This is a genomic window from Brevibacillus sp. 7WMA2 (assembly GCF_010748895.1).
GTDB classification, from domain to species: Bacteria; Bacillota; Bacilli; order Brevibacillales; family Brevibacillaceae; genus Brevibacillus_B; species Brevibacillus_B halotolerans.
Map to the genome: position 1 here is coordinate 4,710,099 of NZ_CP048799.1, position 18,084 is coordinate 4,728,182.

Consider the following 18,084-nt stretch of genomic DNA (forward strand, 5'->3'; position numbering starts at 1 on the left):
ATCAGTAGGGAAGGAGCAAGATGATGACAGCATCCTTCGTTCATTTACATGTGCATAGCGAATTTAGTTTATTAGATGGGGCCGCACGGATTGATCAATTGGTGCAAAAGGCTGCTGAGCTTAAGATGCCGGCCTTAGCAATTACAGACCATGCGAATCTATACGGAGTCATTCCTTTTTATAAAGCATGTCTTGAGAAAGGAATTAAACCTATTATTGGCATGGAAATTTATCTAATTGATGGAGATTTGCGTGATCGGGTGACACGACAAACCAAGGCCCCTTATCATTTGACATTACTTGCCGAGAATGAGCAAGGCTATAAAAATTTAATTCAGTTATCTACAATTGCTCATACAGAGGGGTATCAAATACTGCCGCGAATCAATCGAGAAAGGCTGAAGGGATATGCAAACGGCCTGATTGCGCTAAGTGGTTGTACAGAAGGAGAGATTAACCAGCTTTTATTAGAAGGCGATATAGAGGCAGCAAGACAAGCCGCTAGCTGGTATGCTGATGTTTTTGGCCCACAGCGCTTTTATCTGGAGCTTCAGGATCATGGGACTGAAAAAGAGCGTCGCCTAAATCAACGTATATTGAGATTGCATGAGACGACACACATTCCGCTAGTAGTCACAAATAACGTGCATTATGTGGAAAAGCAGGAAGCAGAGCTACATGACGTGCTGCTGGCTATCGGCCAAGGTGCAACCATTACAGATACTAACCGATCTCGCTACGAGACGGAGGAATATTATCTTAAATCGGCAGAAGAGATGGCTGGTCTGTTTGTCTACGCGAAAGAGGGACTACAAAACACCCTTCGTATAGCGGAACGCTGTCAGGTGGAAATTCAGTTAGACCAGCACATTTTGCCACGGTTTCCGTTGCCAGAGGGAGTAGAGGCGGAGCAATATTTACGACAAATATGTGAAGAAGGCTGTGTCAAGCGTTACGGTGCTCTACATGCCGAGGTGCAGGAGCGCCTAGATTATGAACTATCTGTCATAACCGGAACAGGCTTTACCGATTATTTTTTAATCGTTTGGGATTTTATGAAATATGCTCATGAGCAAAAAATAGCAACCGGTCCGGGGCGAGGATCAGCGGCAGGCAGCTTGGTCGCCTACGCGCTCTCCATTACCAATGTAGATCCGCTTGCTCATGATCTGTTGTTTGAACGCTTTCTCAATCCAGAGCGCATTACGATGCCTGATATTGATATTGACTTTGCAGTGGAGCGGCGTGACGAGGTTATTCATTATGTAGCAGACAGATACGGTCATGATCGGGTGGCGCAGATTATTACCTTTGGTACACTTGCTGCACGGGCGGCCGTGCGTGATGTTGGCCGAGCCTTAGGCTTATCACTTGCTTTGGTAGATCGTGTAGCGAAAATGATTCCACAATCTCCATCTATGACCTTTGATAAGGCCTTCAAGCTTAATCCTGACTTAGAGCGTTTAACGGAGGAGAATCGAGACGTAGCCAAGCTGATCCAGCTAGGCCGGGGATTGGAAGGATTACCGCGCCATGCTTCTACGCATGCGGCTGGGGTAGTGATTTCACGTGAACCCTTAACAGAATACGTACCCCTGCAAGAGGGAAGTGAAGGGCTATTACTTACTCAGTTTCCAATGGATATTCTAGAACAGGTCGGTTTGCTAAAGATGGATTTTTTAGGTCTACGCAATCTGACTATTATTCAGGAAACGTTAAAGGAAATGAACCGTCAGGGCATCCCTTTGTCATTAGACTCATTGCCAATGGAGGATGCAAAAAGCTTTGCGATGTTAACACGCGGTGATACAACAGGTGTGTTTCAGCTAGAATCAGCGGGAATCCGTAATGTACTTCGTGACTTAAAGCCGACCTGTCTTGGTGATATCGTAGCTGTTCTTGCTTTATATCGTCCAGGGCCTATGGAGATTATTCCAGACTATATCAAAGCCAAGCATGGGAAAACTCCCGTACACTATGCTCATCCCGATTTAGAAGCCATTTTGCAAGAGACGCACGGCTTTATTATTTATCAGGAGCAAATCATGCAAATTTCTTCTAAAATGGCAGGCTTTACTCTAGGTGAGGCTGATATTTTACGGCGGGCCGTAGGGAAAAAGAAACGTGAGCTATTGATGGAACAACGTGAGAAATTTGTGGCAGGCAGCATTGCCCAAGGATATGAGGAGCAGCTTGCCAATGAGGTTTATGATTTGATTGTTAAATTTGCCGACTACGGTTTTAATAAAGCCCATTCAGTTGCGTATGCGATTATTGCGTATCAAATGGCGTATTTAAAAGCGAATCATTCACTAGCTTTTATGGCCTCATTACTATCCATGTCAATTGGCAGCCAAGGGAGGATCGCGGAGTATGTAGAAGAAGCAAAGCGCTTGCGCCTAACGGTGCTTCCTCCTTGCGTAAATGCAAGTGAAGCATTATTTAGTGTTGAGCCAGATAAGCAGGCGATTCGCTTCGGACTGGCTGCTGTCAAGAATGTAGGGTATGGTGCAATCGAGTCAATTGTTAAAGAACGGATAAAAGCTCCGTTTTCAGATCTGGTTGATTTTTGTTCAAGAGTCGACAGTCGATTGGTTAACCGCCGTGTGATTGAGTCTTTGATTATTTGCGGGGCACTGGATTCATTGCCAGGTCATAGAGCTCAGCTTTTATTGATGCTTGATGAAGCCATGGACAAGGGTGGTACACGTCGAAAAGACAAAGAAGCTGCTCAGTTAAATTTGTTTGCATTTACAAGTGAAGCCGGCTCTGACGATAAAGGGAATCAACCAGAACCAGAGAAGATAGAATATCCAGAGGTTCCGCCCTTCTCGCATATACAGAGCTTAAAAGAGGAAAAAGAGCTATTAGGTGTCTATCTGTCCGGTCATCCACTCGATCCCTATTCTTATTTAACACAGCATAAAGAAGTAACCATGATCCCTGATATGGATGACCTACCGCATCAGCATGTAGTAAAAATTGTAGGGATGATAACAGAGGCTAAGCGAATTCAAACAAAAAAAGGCGACCCGATGGCATTTCTACAGGTAGAGGATAAAACGGCTCAAGTAGAGGTAGTTGTTTTTCCGAAAATATTTCAAACGGCCCAAACCTTTTTATATAAAGAGGCGATCGTTGTGATTGAAGGACGTATAGATCGTCAGGGAGATACGCCTAAATTGATCGCTAACAGAATCTGGGACGGAAAAGCATTGCCTAAGCCACAGATGGAAAGCGTATTATTTATTAAAATCTCTCCAGAGCATGAAAGAGGCGATACCCTGGTTCGGTTAAAAGAGTTGTTTACCAAGCACAGTGGAATGACCCCAGTTCTGCTTTATTATGAGCAGAAAAAACAAATATTACGCCTACCAAACGAATATCGAGTGGAAGCAAATATCGAAATACTGGAGAAAATGAAAGAAATAGTGGGAGATGAGTGTGTAATTCAGAAAGAATTGCCCATAAACGGGGGAGGATGAACGAAGTCCTCCCTTTTTTGCACTTTATAGCAGGTTTACAGTTGGAAATGATTTGATATAATGAACAGTAACGGCGTTTGAGTGGTCTGACCACTTCGACATACAACAATATGGGTAATTTACTCAGGCGGGAATGGAGTGATTTAGGTGTCGAATTTAAGAGAAGAAGCTCTTGAACTTCACAGAGTACATCAAGGAAAGCTAGAAGCAGTTACGAAGGTGCCAGTGCGCGATGCACATGATTTAAGCCTAGCATACTCGCCTGGTGTAGCCGAACCTTGCAAAGAGATTTTTAATGATCCTAGCAAAGTGTACGAATATACCATGAAAGGTAATTTGGTAGCTGTAGTTAGTGACGGAACGGCCGTGCTAGGACTTGGTAATATCGGTCCAGAAGCTGCAATGCCTGTTATGGAAGGAAAAGCCGTATTATTTAAATCGTTTGCTGGAGTAGATGCATTCCCGATCTGCTTAAATACAACGGACAAAGAGAAGATTATTGAAACAGTAAAGCTTCTAGAGCCAACTTTTGGAGGCGTAAACCTAGAAGATATCGCAGCACCTGCATGCTTTGAGATCGAGGAACGTCTGAAAAAAGAAACCAACATTCCAATTTTCCACGATGACCAGCACGGAACAGCCATTGTAACTGCTGCGGGTCTCATCAATGCTTTAAAATTAGTGAATAAAAAAATAGAAGATATCCGTGTAGTTGCCAACGGTGCTGGAGCCGCTGGTATTGCAATTATTAAACTTTTACTTAGCATGGGTGTAAAAGAAGTAATTATGTGTGATACAAAAGGAATTGTATATGAAGGCCGCCAATTTGGTATGAATCCAGTGAAAGAAGAAATCGCTTTACTAACGAACCGTGACAAAATCGAAGGCGAGCTAGCAGATGCAATGGTTGGGGCTGACGTTTTCATTGGTGTTTCCGCAGCAGGAGCTGTTACCCCTGAGATGGTTACATCTATGAATCGTGATGCGATTATTTTTGCAATGGCTAATCCTACACCTGAGATTATGCCGGATGAAGCTAAAAAGGCAGGAGCGGCAGTAGTAGGAACAGGGCGCTCCGATTTCCCGAATCAGGTTAATAATGTACTAGCATTCCCAGGCATTTTCCGCGGTGCGCTGGATACAAGAGCGACTCAAATCAATGAAGAAATGAAAGTAGCGGCGGTACATGCTATCGCTGATCTAATCGAGGGAGATCAGCTGCACGCTGATTTTGTTATCCCAGCTCCGTTTGATCCTCGTGTTGCTGCGAATGTAGCAGCCGCGGTTGCTAAAGCTGCGATGGATAGCGGTGTAGCTCGGATTCATGTCGATTTAGAAGTAATAAAAGCTAAAACCGTAAAACTTTCTGCTTTCTCAGATCAATAATTAGGAAGTAGCCGTATAAGAGAAGGCGATAGCAATCGCCTTCTCCTGATTTTTAGCCGAAGGAGTGGAGTACGATGACAGACTCCTCCACCAATCGGAAAGTGTATGAAGGAATTCTCATGCAATTGAACGAAATCATTGCAGAAGAGAATTTACGTCCTGGGGATAAGCTCCCCTCAGAGCGAGAGCTTTCCGAGCGATTAAGTGTTGGGCGTTCCTCTGTACGTGAGGCGCTACGAGCTTTAGAGCTGTTGGGTCTAATAGAGACAAGACGTGGGGAAGGCACTTTTTTAAAGCATTATCGGCATAACCGGTTGATCGATTTATTAGGCTCTTACATTCTACGTGATGCAAAAACCAAAAAAGATCTCGTAGAAATGCGTAAGATCCTAGAACTGGATGCTGTACGTCTTGCGTGCACCAGAGCAGGGACTAGGCACTTTGAGGAAATGGAGCGCATTTTGGATTCTGCTTGGGATAAGTTGGAGCGAGGAGAGATTCCTTGGGAGGAAGATTACTTATTTCATCGGGTCATATGCAGATCGAGCCGCAATTCTGTCTTACACCGGATATGGGCTCCGCTCGTGGAATATAGTGGTGGGATTCGCAAAGACTCAATAGCACGTGAAGGAAGAGCGCGTATTGCTCATCAGGAACATGTGCAGGTTATGGAGGCAATACGCGAAGGTAACGCAGTAAAGGCGATGGAATATATGAAGGTACATCTTGACAACAGCATGTTATAAATTGCAGGTGCTGTAGGGGCTGTGATATGATGAGGCACAGATTGTCAGATTTACAGCAGTAAGGAGGATTATCATGTGGACTGTCATCTACATCGCTCCTAGCGCCAAGATTGCCGAACGTATTCAACACCGTTTAACAAGTGAAGGATTTCTGGTGAAGGTTCGTGAGGCTAAAGTATCCAAGCAATATGAGATACTGGTGCCAGAGGGCGAACTGTCCGAAGTGCAAGAGGTTCTCGGCACGGTTCTTCACTGAAACAAATGTGAGGTGATAGTGTGCTCAAAGATCTTTTTGGGAAAAAGCGCAAATTTGCGACTGTACCAAGCGTGTCAATGACGCAGGAAGTCCCGACTGTTGAACCCAAAGAGGTTCCAGAAGGTCTTATGCATAAATGTTCCCATTGCGGAACAATTCATTATTCCAAGGATTTGGAGAAGAATTTAAGAGTCTGCAAAGGCTGTCAGCATCATTTTCCTTTATCTTCTCCAGAGCGCGTACAATCGCTACTGGATAATGGTAGCTTTACGGAAGAATTTGATGCTAATTTAATTTCAGATAACCCTCTTAATTTTCCAGGGTATGAAGATAAATTAGAACAAGATCGTTCCAAAACAAATTTGAACGAAGCGGTTATTACGGGTGAGGGTCTGCTTCAGGGGATGCCTGTTGTGTTAGGTGTCATGGACTCGCGCTTTCGGATGGGAAGCATGGGCGCAGTTGTTGGTGAAAAAATTACACGAGCAATTGAACGCGCTATTGAGCGTAAGCTGCCATTTATCCTGTTCTCTGCTTCTGGTGGGGCACGTATGCAGGAAGGAATGATCAGCTTGATGCAGATGGCAAAAACCAGCGCTGCATTGGCTCAAATGGAAAATGAACGCTTGTTGTTTATCTCCGTATTAACTCATCCGACTACCGGTGGTGTATCTGCCAGCTTTGCCTCGCTTGGTGATATTAATATTGCCGAACCAGGTGCTCAGATTGGGTTTGCTGGTCGTCGTATCATTGAACAAACGATTCGTCAGGAGCTTCCTAAGGATTTCCAAACTGCGGAGTTTCTATTAAAGCATGGGCAGCTTGATATGGTAGTGCATCGCAAAGATATGCGAGATACTTTAGGTACATTGGTCGCTTTGCACACACATAGGGAGGGAGAATAATGGCAACAGATCTCTCATTTGAAAAACCATTAGTAGAGCTGCACGATAAAATTAAAGAACTACGTAAGTTTACAGAAGAAAAAGGGATTGATTTTACAGATGAAGTAAAGCGTCTGGAGGAAAAAGCGAAGGATTTGGCCGAGCAAATCTACGGGAATTTAACCCCGTGGCAACGCGTGCAGATTTCTCGTCATCCAGAGCGTCCCACTACGTTTGATTATATCAAGCATATCTTTACTGATTTTATGGAATTACATGGGGATCGTTCCTACGGAGATGATTTGGCGATTGTTGGTGGTATTGCACGCCTAGAAGGCCGGCCTGTCACAGTTATCGGTCATCAAAAGGGGAAAGATACCAAAGAAAATATTAGCCGTAATTTTGGTATGGCTCATCCAGAGGGTTATCGTAAAGCGTTGCGGTTAATGAAGCAGGCCGAGAAATTTGGTCGACCGATCATTACATTTATTAATACGCAAGGGGCTTATCCAGGTAAAGCAGCAGAGGAGCGCGGACAGAGCGAAGCGATTGCTCGAAATTTACTTGAGATGGCTAATTTCACGGTGCCTATTATTTGTGTGGTCATCGGAGAAGGTGGTAGTGGAGGAGCTTTAGGCATTAGTGTCGGTAACCATATCTATATGCTTGAGAACTCCGTTTATTCGGTTATCTCTCCAGAGGGAGCTGCGGCTCTTTTATGGAAAGATTCTAGTCTCGCTATGCGGGCAGCCGAAACCATGAAAATTTCTGCCCCAGATTTATTAGAATTAGGTATCATTGATCAAATCATTCCAGAACCATTTGGTGGGGCACATCGTGATTTAATCCAGCAAGCAGGTTTTATTAAGCAGTCATTGCTTAATGGTTTAGCTGAGCTGGAAAAACTGTCCCCTAAAGAATTAGTACAGCATCGTTATAACAAATTTAAACAAATTGGCACATTTACTTCCCTTTCATAAAAAAGGGGAGTTTTTTGCTTTTTTAGACGCTCAAAATCTGTTAGAATCAGTATTCGGAAGACGATCTTGGCAAAAAAAGAAAAACTAACAAAAAGTATGTCACAAATTCCAAAATGGAGTGGCTAAAACCGGAAGTTTGTTGTATAACAGCCTATCAATATACGCCATTTATACATACTGCGTGACCAATTTACCGGATTGGTATAACACCATCCTGTTTTCCTAATTATTGGATAAATATTTGTGGTTTCGATTGTATGAATTTGGTGTCTATAGACTGTTAGCAGGATTTTGTTAACAAAATTTTCCCCAGGTTTCTCATTTTCGTTACCAATAGAAAATGATGCAGAGAGCCATCCTAAGGAAAGGAGAAAATGAAGAGGTGAGTACGATGAAAAAAATTGCTGTTTTAACTAGTGGTGGCGATGCTCCAGGTATGAACGCGGCTGTCCGTGCTGCGGTACGTCGAGCTATTTACAAGGGCGTTCAAATTTTTGGAGTTTACAATGGATATAATGGTCTTATTAGCGGTAACATCAAGGAATTAACACTTGGTTCTGTAGGTGACATTATTCATCGTGGTGGTACAATGCTTTTCACAGCTCGTAGCGACGAGTTCAGAACGGAAGAAGGACGAGCAAAAGCGGTTGAGCAATTAAAGAAACACGGAATTGAAGGTCTAATTGTTATCGGCGGTGATGGTTCGTTCCGAGGTGCGCAAAAACTAACGCAGCTTGGCTTCCCAACAATTGGTGTTCCGGGTACTATTGATAATGACATTCCATGCACTGACTTTACAATTGGCTTTGACACAGCATTAAACACTGTAGTAGAATGCATTGACAAAATCCGCGATACAGCTACTTCACATGAGCGTACGTACATTGTTGAGGTTATGGGGCGCGATGCAGGTGACTTGGCTCTGTGGGCTGGTTTAGCTGCTGGAGCAGAATCCATCATCATCCCTGAAGCAGATACGGATATGAAGGATATTCTGGAGCGACTACGTTCAGGACATCGCCGCGGTAAAAAGCATTCCATCATTATTGTGGCAGAAGGGGTAGGCCAAGCTTCCCAGTTCGCAGATGTCATCAAGGCAGAAACAGGCTGGGAGACTCGTGTCACTGTTCTAGGACATATTCAACGTGGTGGTTCTCCAACTGCTTTTGACCGTATGCTAGCAAGTCGTTTAGGTGCAGCTGCTGTAGATTTGCTGCTTGAGGGCAAAGCGGATCGCATGGTTGGAATTAAGAACAATACCATCGTAGACGTTGATATTGATGAAGCGCTTGATCAAAAACATCAACTAGACTTGTCAATTTACCAATTAGCGCGTTCTCTATCCATTTAATTTGGTAACTTTTCAAGAAGCATAACAATTTCAGTGGCGTTCTCATGCATCTAGTTCGTTAATGAACGCCCTGTTCTTTTGTAAAACAAGAATTACTAAGCAATTTTTGGAGGGATTATTTTGTTACGCAAGGCAAAAATCGTATGTACTATTGGACCAGCATCCGAATCGGTGGAAACACTAAAAAAACTAATTAGCGCGGGTATGAATGTAGCCCGTTTAAACTTTTCTCACGGTGATTTTGAAGAGCATGGCGCTCGTATTAGAAATATTCGTCAGGCAGCAAAAGAAACAGGTAAATTGGTAGCGATCCTACTAGATACGAAAGGACCTGAAATCCGTACAGGAAACATGTCTGTAGACGCTGTAGAGCTAGTAGAGGGCAACACCTTCACTTTAACAACTCAAGAGATGGCTGGAACAGCTGAGCGTGTATCAATCACATATCCTGACCTTCCTAACGATGTAGAAGTAGGTAGCCAAATTCTAATCGATGATGGTCTAATCGGCTTGGAAGTTACAAAAATTGAAGGTACTGAAATCGTTTGTGTTATCAAAAACGGCGGTACACTAAAAAGTAAAAAAGGTGTAAACGTTCCTGGAGTTTCTATCAACCTGCCAGGCATCACTGAGAAGGACGCTGCAGATATCAAGTTTGGTATCGAGCAAGGCGTTGACTTTATCGCGGCTTCCTTTGTGCGCAAGGGCTCAGACGTATTGGAAATCCGTGAAATCCTAGATAAGCATGGCGCAAAAATTGACATCATCTCCAAGATTGAAAACCAAGAGGGTGTTGACAACATCGATGAAATTTTGGCAGTATCCGATGGTTTAATGGTAGCTCGTGGAGACCTTGGTGTAGAAATTCCTGTTGAGGAAGTTCCTGTTTGCCAAAAAATGATGATCCAAAAATGTAACCTGCTAGGCAAACCAGTTATTACAGCAACACAAATGCTGGATTCTATGCAACGCAACCCACGTCCAACTCGTGCAGAAGCAAGTGACGTAGCGAACGCGATTTATGATGGTACAGACGCTATCATGCTTTCTGGTGAAACAGCAGCAGGTAAATATCCTGTAGAATCGGTTCAAACCATGAACAGCATCGCTCTACGTGCAGAGCAAAGCTTGAACTATCGTGAAGTAATGAAGGCTCATGCAACTTGCAACCGTGTAACAGTAACAGACGCAATTTCTCAAGCAGTAGTAAAATCTGCTCTTGATCTAAATGCAGCAGCAGTTATCTCCTCTACAGAAAGTGGACATACAGCTCGTCTTGTTTCTAAATACCGTCCAAAAGCACCAATTATCGCAGTAACTCCACATCAAGGTGTTGCTCGCCGTCTTTCCTTAATGTATGGAGTGTACCCAGTTGTAACGAAACAAGCAGAAACAACAGATGAAATGTTTGACATCGCTGTACGTGAGGCTTTGACAACAGGTATGGTTAAACACGGTGATTTGGTTGTAATTACAGCAGGTGTTCCGGTTCGTGAAACAGGTACAACCAACCTATTGAAAATCCATGTAATTGGCGATGTACTTGCTAAAGGACAAGGGATCGGGCAAGCAGTAGTGACTGGTAATGTTGTCGTTGCTCGCACAGCAGAAGAGGCAATGAGCAAAGTACAAGAAGGCTCCATCTTGGTATGCCTAGGTACTGATTCTGATATGATTCCTGCATTTGAACGTGCGGCAGCAGTTATCACTGAAGAAGGCGGACTTACTTCTCATGCAGCTATTGTCGGCTTGAACCTAAATACACCTGTTGTAATCGGTGTAAACAAGGCTACTGCTATCTTTAAGGATGGTATGGAAGTAACGGTTGATTCAGAACGTGGTAAAATCTTTACTGGTATGGCTCCTGTACTATAAGAGGCGTTTGTTTCTAGAAAGAAAAGGACTATCGAGATTATTCGATGGTCCTTTTTGTGCTACTATATGAGAGAAGGCTTTACGAAGTTAGGAGGCTATAATGAAATGAATCCAGCTTTTTATCATACCTATCAGCTTCGGGTTCGCTACAGCGAAACAGATCAAATGCAAATTGTATATCATGCAAACTATCTAACATGGTTTGAACTTGGACGAACTGAATATATTAGAGAAGTAGCTGGAATATCATATAAAGGGGTAGAGGAGAAGGGCGTACTATTGCCAGTAACCAACGCAACCTTATCTTTTCATTCACCAGCACGCTATGATGATGAGATTGAAATCCGCACGTTTATTGAGCATATAACGCCCATCCGTATGAACTTTGGTTATGAGATTTATCGGGTCAATGACAATAAATTATTAGTGTCAGGGAAGACAGAGCATGTTTTTACGAATCCACAAATAAAACCAATCCGTCTTCCTAAAGTGATTCCAGAGCTGTATTCCTGTTTACAAGCTGAACATGAAAAATATCTCGGATAAAGAATTGGTTTGATTAACCGGCAGAGGAAGTGATATGCCCATGTGGTTACGAATGTTGTTTGTGCTTTTTTTAATCATACCGATTTTGGAGATTTGGGGAGTTATTGCAGTAGGAAAAGTGATTGGAGGACCTTGGACGATCCTGTTGGTCATTTTAACATCAGTGGTAGGGGCCTATCTTGCTAAAAATCAGGGAACGCAGACCTTAAAATTATTACAGCTACAGCTATCGCGCGGACAAATGCCGACTGACGCATTGTTGGATGGCTTGTTTATCCTATTTGGCGGTTTTTTACTTGTGTTTCCTGGATTTTTCACTGATATCATTGGTATTATCTTTTTAATACCATATACGAGAATGATATTGCGCTATTTCTTAAAAGCATGGATTATGTCGATGATTGCTTCTGGGAAAATGATCAAGTTTATTCATTTTAGAAGATAAGAAAAGAGGGGCAAGCGACCTGATGGGAGCGAGCCTCTTTTTTGTTGAATAGGAGTTAGTGTGTGGGATAACCAAGAGTATCTGAAATGCTAGGAGGCTACTTATTGTGCCGTTAAACATATGAAAAAGGCGCCAAGTCCAAATGCTATGGCGCCTTTAACTCAGGGAAGCTGTAATACAATCGTATTTACGAATTACGCTAGTTACAATTTCCCCTTTACGATATACATCCATAAATCTTCAAAGATTTTCGCCTTAACTAAAGCGTTGATAATCACTAAGCTAACTGGTCCAATAATCAAACCTAGCACACCGAACAATTCTAATCCCGCAAATAGGGCTACCAATGTGAGTAAGGGGTCTAATCCTACACTTTCAGCAACAATCTTTGGCTCGATAATCTGACGGAAGATCACAACGATGCCATACAAGACTGAAAGACCTACTACAAGCCCATATTGCCCCTTAAAGAACAAGAAAATGATCCAAGGTACAAAGACTGTACCTGTGCCCAAATATGGTAGCAAATCGACCAGACCGGTTAATAACCCTATCGTAATTGCATACTCCACACGCAAAAGCAAAAGACCAATAATGACAATGGCTGCGGTAATTGAAATAAGAGTAAGCTGCGCTTTTAAAAACCCTACCAATGCGGAACGCAAGTCTAAGACGATTTGATCCATTCGATGATTAACACCAGTGGGTAAAATCTTGTGCATGCGTGATTTCCACAGGTAAAAATCCTTACTCAAGAAAAATGCACCTAACAAGGAGATGACAAATACCGTACCTAAGCTTGGCAGTGATAAAAGGAAGGCATTGATGCCAGATAAAGCTCCCACGATAATAGTTTGAAAGCTATTGCTAATCGTGTGCAGTGCTTCTTTTACGTTAGAATCAATCGTAGTCTGAGAGTTTAAATCCAATTGTGTATAGAAAAACTGGAACCGATGATATAAATTAGCGATAAAATCATGCGCTAGAAAATTTTGGATATATCCAGTAAACTCTACGGAAAGTCTAGGGAGTAACTTGACCAAATTTCCGATTTCATTTACGGTCGTATTGATCACCAATGTAATGACCCCAGTGACAATAAGTAGCAAAAGCAGCAAAACTACTGTTACGGACAGCCAACGGGGAAATCGAAGCCGTTCCGTTAAATTAGTGACTGGGCGGTTTACAATAATCGCAATGATTAAAGAGATAATAAATGGGTAAATAAGAGGAGTGATCTTGATGACTGCAAAATACAAGGCCACGATGCAAAGAATCACCCATAAAAAACGAATGCCTTGAAAAAGGCGCGTTAGCCAAGTTTCCGGGGTCAGTGTAGTTCCCTCCTGATCTATCAATTCATTAAACTTTCACTTTTTCTGTCACGTATTATTATGCAGGAAGAGGTACATTTTACGCAAGTTTTAAGACATTTTGAGCCTAAAGTATAACTGTTTGAATTTTTATCATTCACAAAATCGTCAATATCTTTTATAATTGGTGTCGAAATCATGTTTTGTTGTTTTACTCTTTCTTTTCTAGTTTACCCGTTATATATCTTATGTCTTACTTTCCTGCCTTTTACTTTATGCAAAAAGAAAATTCTTTTTTTTCGATTTTTTCGCAAAAGAATAGGGGGAGAAGATTTATCAAGAAAAATAGCATTTAAACCTATACAGAAAAGGAGAGACGCATATGACAGCTACTAAAGGTTTAGAAGGTGTTGTTGCTGCTCAATCGGCAGTCTGTTCAATCATTGATGGCGTGTTGTGCTATAGAGGTATTAATGTTGATGAATTAGCTGAAAACGCTACCTTTGAAGAAGTGGTATATCTACTTTGGCATGGAGCCCTACCGAAGCGCGATCAGCTGGAAGCCTTCCAGAAGGAATTAGGAGCAAACGCCCAAATCCCTCAAGAGCTTATTGAAAGCATTCGTAATTTTCCCGAAGGCGTTCACTCTATGGCGGCATTGCGCACAGCTGTCTCTTCGCTAGCGCTCTACGACAAAGAGGCACAGGAAATGTCAAAGGAAGCAAATTATCGCAAGTCGATCCGACTAACCGCTCAGACGCCAACTATCGTTGCGGCATATGACCGTCTTCGTAAGGGATTGGAACCAATTGCACCTAGAGAGGAGTACTCCATTGCCAAAAATTTCCTGTACATGCTAAGCGGAGAAGAACCATCTGATACGGCAGTAAAAGCATTTGATACAGCATTAATTTTACATGCCGACCATGAATTTAATGCTTCTACATTTTCAGCACGCGTGACAGTTGCTACTCTAACAGACATTTATTCTGGTGTGGTATCAGCAATTGGAACCTTGAAAGGCCCATTACATGGAGGAGCTAATGAAGCTGTTGCCACGATGCTAGAAAAAATCGGGTCTGTAGACAAAGTCGTTCCTTATATTCGTCAGGCTTTGGACAATAAGGAAAAAATCATGGGCTTTGGTCATCGTGTTTATAAAGATGGCGATCCGCGTGCAAAGTGGTTGCGTCATATGTCTAAAGAATTAACTGAACAACAAGGCAAAACAGAATTGTACGAAATGTCAGTGAAGATTGAAGAGATGGTTACAGGTGAAAAAGGATTAAAGCCTAACGTAGACTTCTATTCTGCTTCGGTTTACGTATCACTTGGTTTAGCTATTGACTTATTTACTCCTATTTTTGCGATCAGCCGTATGTCTGGCTGGACGGCTCACATCATGGAGCAATATGAAAACAATCGCTTAATTCGCCCGCGTGCAGACTATATTGGGCCAGTAAATCAACATTTTAAACCGATTGATCAAAGATAGTTCACTTGCAATGAAAATTCTGGAACTGCCAATCGTGTGAGATTTGGTGGTTCTAGGCATGTCCTTTGGCAGGATTTTCATGTATTATAAAAAGAGATCAGATTATAAAAACATGGAGGGGTTCCTTTGTTTAAAAATCTTTCTGCACCAACACATGGAGAAAAAATCACCGTAGATAATGGCAAAATGGTTGTACCTAACAATCCAATCATTCCTTTTATTGAAGGGGACGGAACTGGACCTGATATTTGGAATGCATCTGTTCGCGTTTTAGATGCAGTCGTAGAAAAAGCATATAAAGGCGAGAAAAAAATCGCGTGGTTTGAAGTATTTGCTGGTGAAAAAGCATTTAATCAATATGGTGAGTGGCTGCCTGAAGATACATTAACAGCAATTCGTGAATATCTGATCGCAATTAAAGGACCTTTAACAACTCCAGTTGGAGGTGGAATTCGATCTATCAACGTGGCATTGCGTCAAGAGCTTGATCTGTATGCTTGCGTACGCCCTGTTCAATACTTCGATGGAGTACCATCTCCTGTTAAACACCCAGAACTTACTGACATGGTGATCTTCCGTGAAAATACTGAAGACATCTATGCTGGTGTCGAATGGGCTGAGGGGTCCGATGAAGTTAAAAAAGTTATTCAATTCTTACAAAGCGAAATGGGCGTAAAGAAAATTCGCTTCCCAGAATCTTCTGGTATCGGTATTAAGCCTGTTTCCAAAGACGGTACAGAACGTTTAGTTCGCGCTGCAATTGAGTATGCTTTAGAAAACAACCGTAAATCTCTAACCCTTGTTCACAAAGGTAATATTATGAAATTTACCGAAGGCGCATTTAAAAACTGGGGTTATGAAGTTGCTGAAGCGGAATATGGTGATAAAGTATTTACATGGGCACAGTACGACCGTTTAAAAGCGGAAGGAAAAGATGCCGATCAAGCCCAAAAAGAAGCAGAAGCGGCAGGCAAGCTAATCGTAAAAGATGTGATTGCAGACGCTTTCTTGCAACAAATCTTGACTCGTCCAGCAGAATATGATGTAGTAGCTACATTGAATCTAAATGGTGACTACATTTCCGACGCATTGGCTGCACAAGTTGGAGGTATTGGTATCGCCCCTGGTGCCAACATCAACTATTTGACAGGTCATGCTATTTTTGAAGCAACCCATGGTACAGCTCCAAAATATGCTGGTCTTGATAAAGTAAACCCATCTTCTGTAATCCTGTCTGGTGAAATGATGCTTCGTCATTTAGGTTGGAATGAAGCAGCTGATCTGTTGATAGCAGCAATGGAAAAAACAATTTCATCTAAAGAAGTTACGTATGATTTTGCCCGTCTGATGGATGGTGCAAAAGAACTGAAAACATCTGAATTTGCAGATGCCTTAATCAAAAATCTTTAGGAATCGAAAACTTGAGGAGGTCTATTACATGTCTTTTCAACGCAAAAAAATCGCAGTCATCGGTAGTGGTTTCACAGGTGCAACAACAGCTTTTATCCTAGCTCAAAAGGAATTGGGTGATGTTGTTCTTGTTGATATCCCTCAATTAGAGAATCCTACAAAAGGAAAAGCATTAGACATGATGGAATCTTCCCCTGTACTAGGCTTTGATTCAAAAATCACAGGTACTGCTAACTATGCGGATGTCCAAGGTGCTGATATGGTTATCATTACTGCTGGTATCGCTCGTAAACCTGGTATGTCCCGTGATGACTTGGTAAATACCAATGCTGGTATCATGAAATCAGTAGCAGAAAACGTAAAAATCTATGCTCCAAACTCAACTGTTATCATATTGTCTAACCCAGTTGATGCAATGACTTACACATTCTACAAAGCATCTGGTTTCCCTAAAGAGCGTGTTATTGGTCAATCAGGTGTCCTAGATACAGCTCGTTTCCGTACATTCGTTGCTGAAGAATTGAACGTATCTGTAGAAGACGTAACAGGCTTCGTACTAGGTGGACACGGTGATGACATGGTTCCACTTGTTCGTTATTCCTATGCTGGTGGTATTCCACTAGAAACATTAATTCCAAAAGATCGTCTTGATGCAATCGTAGAACGCACCCGTAAAGGTGGCGGTGAAATTGTTAGCTTGTTAGGCAATGGTTCCGCTTACTATGCACCGGCTGCTTCTATCGTTCAAATGGCAGAAGCGATCCTAAAAGACAAAAAACGCATTCTTCCATCAATCGCTTTATTGCAAGGCGAATATGGTTACCAAGATCTATACCTAGGTGTACCAACCCTGCTTGGTAAAGATGGTATCGAAAAAGTCTATGAACTAGAATTGACAGAAGACGAAAAAGCAGCTTTGGAAAAATCCGCTGACGCTGTTCGCAATGTCATGAAAGTTCTTCAATAGAAAAAAGTATGACTAAAAAGGAGAGCCATCGTTGCTCTCCTTTTTGTTTGTAACCGCTATCTATCCCACCACTTCGCCATCCATCAATCCTTACAGGAAGAAAACCAAATCTTTACAAGAAAATTACTTGCACCGCTAAATGTCATCTGTCAGACTGAGATTACAAGCCTAGAATACAATGCATAAAGGCAATACTATAGAAGAGATAAGTTGAGAATTACATGTAGGGGGAAGCATAGTGACGAAGATTTTGGTAGTAGAAGATGAGGTATCTATTTCTAAATTGATTCAATTTAATTTGGAAAAGGCGGGCTATGAGGTAATTACCGCTTTTGACGGCAAACAGGCGTTAACAATGGCGCGTGAAGAGAAGCCAGATTTTATCATCTTAGACCTAATGCTTCCATATATGGATGGTCTAGATGTCTGCAAAACACTTCGTCAGGAACGAATCAATACTCCTATCCTTATCTTGACGGCAAAAGAGGATGAGCTGGACAAAATTTTAGGACTCGAATTGGGAGCAGATGATTATATCACAAAGCCCTTTAGCCCTAGAGAAGTTGTCGCACGAGTCAAAGCTATTTTGCGCCGTTTTAATGCTAAGCCAGAACCAGATCAGGAAAAAGAAGAGGAGCGTCAGTACTCATTTGGAGAAATCGTGATCTATCCAGAAAAATATGAGGTCTTCCTCCGTGATGAGAAGGTGGAGCTGACTCCGAAAGAATTTGAGTTGCTTCAATACCTTGCAAGTAATGTTGGACGTGTTTTAACACGTGACCAATTGCTTAATGCAGTATGGAATTATGATTTTGTAGGTGATTCTCGAATTGTAGATGTGCATGTCAGCCATTTGCGAGAAAAATTGGAGCAGGATACCAAAAACCCACGTTATATTAAAACGGTGCGTGGTCTCGGCTATAAATTAGAAGGCTAGGTCAGGGA

At 42.2% G+C, this 18,084-nt stretch carries 15 protein-coding genes; 14 read left to right on the top strand and 1 reads right to left on the bottom strand.

Annotated features, from left to right (window positions below; all coding sequences use genetic code 11):
- Positions 1-20: 20 nt before the first annotated feature.
- The 10 genes from GOP56_RS20500 to GOP56_RS20545 all read left to right on the top strand — a co-directional run bounded on the left by GOP56_RS20500 (position 21) and on the right by GOP56_RS20545 (position 11,954).
- Complete coding sequence (locus GOP56_RS20500; RefSeq protein WP_163246484.1) at positions 21-3,485, top strand: DNA polymerase III subunit alpha; 3,465 nt, start codon at positions 21-23, stop codon at positions 3,483-3,485.
- Between the two features lie 147 nt (positions 3,486-3,632).
- Positions 3,633-4,871: an NADP-dependent malic enzyme gene (locus GOP56_RS20505; RefSeq protein WP_163246486.1), complete on the top strand. Its 1,239-nt coding sequence runs from the start codon at positions 3,633-3,635 to the stop codon at positions 4,869-4,871.
- 74 nt (positions 4,872-4,945) lie between these two features.
- Complete coding sequence (locus GOP56_RS20510) at positions 4,946-5,617, top strand: FadR/GntR family transcriptional regulator (RefSeq protein WP_003335247.1); 672 nt, start codon at positions 4,946-4,948, stop codon at positions 5,615-5,617.
- A 73-nt stretch (positions 5,618-5,690) separates the two neighbouring features.
- The gene (locus GOP56_RS20515) at positions 5,691-5,873 is read left to right on the top strand and encodes a hypothetical protein (protein WP_003335246.1); all 183 of its coding nucleotides are present in this window, start codon (positions 5,691-5,693) and stop codon (positions 5,871-5,873) included.
- A 20-nt stretch (positions 5,874-5,893) separates the two neighbouring features.
- Positions 5,894-6,778, top strand: coding sequence for an acetyl-CoA carboxylase, carboxyltransferase subunit beta (gene accD / locus GOP56_RS20520; protein ID WP_003335245.1), 885 nt, complete (start codon positions 5,894-5,896; stop codon positions 6,776-6,778).
- Positions 6,778-7,737, top strand: a complete 960-nt coding sequence (accA, locus tag GOP56_RS20525; RefSeq protein ID WP_003339135.1) for an acetyl-CoA carboxylase carboxyl transferase subunit alpha — start codon at positions 6,778-6,780, stop codon at positions 7,735-7,737. Before accD ends, accA begins: the two co-directional genes overlap by 1 nt.
- Positions 7,738-8,128: 391 nt before the next feature.
- A complete protein-coding gene (pfkA, locus tag GOP56_RS20530; RefSeq protein WP_003335243.1) occupies positions 8,129-9,088 on the top strand; it encodes a 6-phosphofructokinase in 960 nt (319 codons plus the stop codon).
- A 120-nt stretch (positions 9,089-9,208) separates the two neighbouring features.
- Positions 9,209-10,963 carry a pyruvate kinase gene (pyk, locus tag GOP56_RS20535; RefSeq protein WP_163246488.1) on the top strand — a complete coding sequence of 585 codons (1,755 nt, stop codon included), beginning with the start codon at positions 9,209-9,211 and terminating at the stop codon, positions 10,961-10,963.
- 105 nt (positions 10,964-11,068) lie between these two features.
- A complete protein-coding gene (locus GOP56_RS20540; RefSeq protein ID WP_035317867.1) occupies positions 11,069-11,509 on the top strand; it encodes an acyl-CoA thioesterase in 441 nt (146 codons plus the stop codon).
- Between the two features lie 40 nt (positions 11,510-11,549).
- Positions 11,550-11,954 carry an FxsA family protein gene (locus GOP56_RS20545; RefSeq protein ID WP_003339133.1) on the top strand — a complete coding sequence of 135 codons (405 nt, stop codon included), beginning with the start codon at positions 11,550-11,552 and terminating at the stop codon, positions 11,952-11,954.
- A 203-nt stretch (positions 11,955-12,157) separates the two neighbouring features.
- Here the strand turns inward: GOP56_RS20545 and ytvI are convergent, their stop codons facing one another.
- Positions 12,158-13,312 (bottom strand): sporulation integral membrane protein YtvI, encoded by a 1,155-nt coding sequence (ytvI, locus tag GOP56_RS20550; protein WP_003335239.1) that lies wholly within the window; start codon positions 13,310-13,312, stop codon positions 12,158-12,160.
- A gap of 337 nt (positions 13,313-13,649) precedes the next feature.
- Here ytvI and citZ point away from each other — a divergent pair, with 337 nt between their 5' ends.
- The 4 genes from citZ (at position 13,650) to GOP56_RS20570 (ending at position 18,076) form a co-directional block, all read left to right on the top strand.
- The gene (gene citZ / locus GOP56_RS20555; RefSeq protein WP_121473508.1) at positions 13,650-14,762 is read left to right on the top strand and encodes a citrate synthase; all 1,113 of its coding nucleotides are present in this window, start codon (positions 13,650-13,652) and stop codon (positions 14,760-14,762) included.
- A 126-nt stretch (positions 14,763-14,888) separates the two neighbouring features.
- Positions 14,889-16,172 carry an NADP-dependent isocitrate dehydrogenase gene (icd, locus tag GOP56_RS20560; RefSeq protein WP_003335237.1) on the top strand — a complete coding sequence of 428 codons (1,284 nt, stop codon included), beginning with the start codon at positions 14,889-14,891 and terminating at the stop codon, positions 16,170-16,172.
- Between the two features lie 28 nt (positions 16,173-16,200).
- Positions 16,201-17,139: a malate dehydrogenase gene (gene mdh, locus GOP56_RS20565; RefSeq protein ID WP_003335236.1), complete on the top strand. Its 939-nt coding sequence runs from the start codon at positions 16,201-16,203 to the stop codon at positions 17,137-17,139.
- Between the two features lie 238 nt (positions 17,140-17,377).
- Positions 17,378-18,076, top strand: a complete 699-nt coding sequence (locus tag GOP56_RS20570; protein WP_003339131.1) for a response regulator transcription factor — start codon at positions 17,378-17,380, stop codon at positions 18,074-18,076.
- The last annotated feature ends 8 nt before the right edge of the window (positions 18,077-18,084 follow it).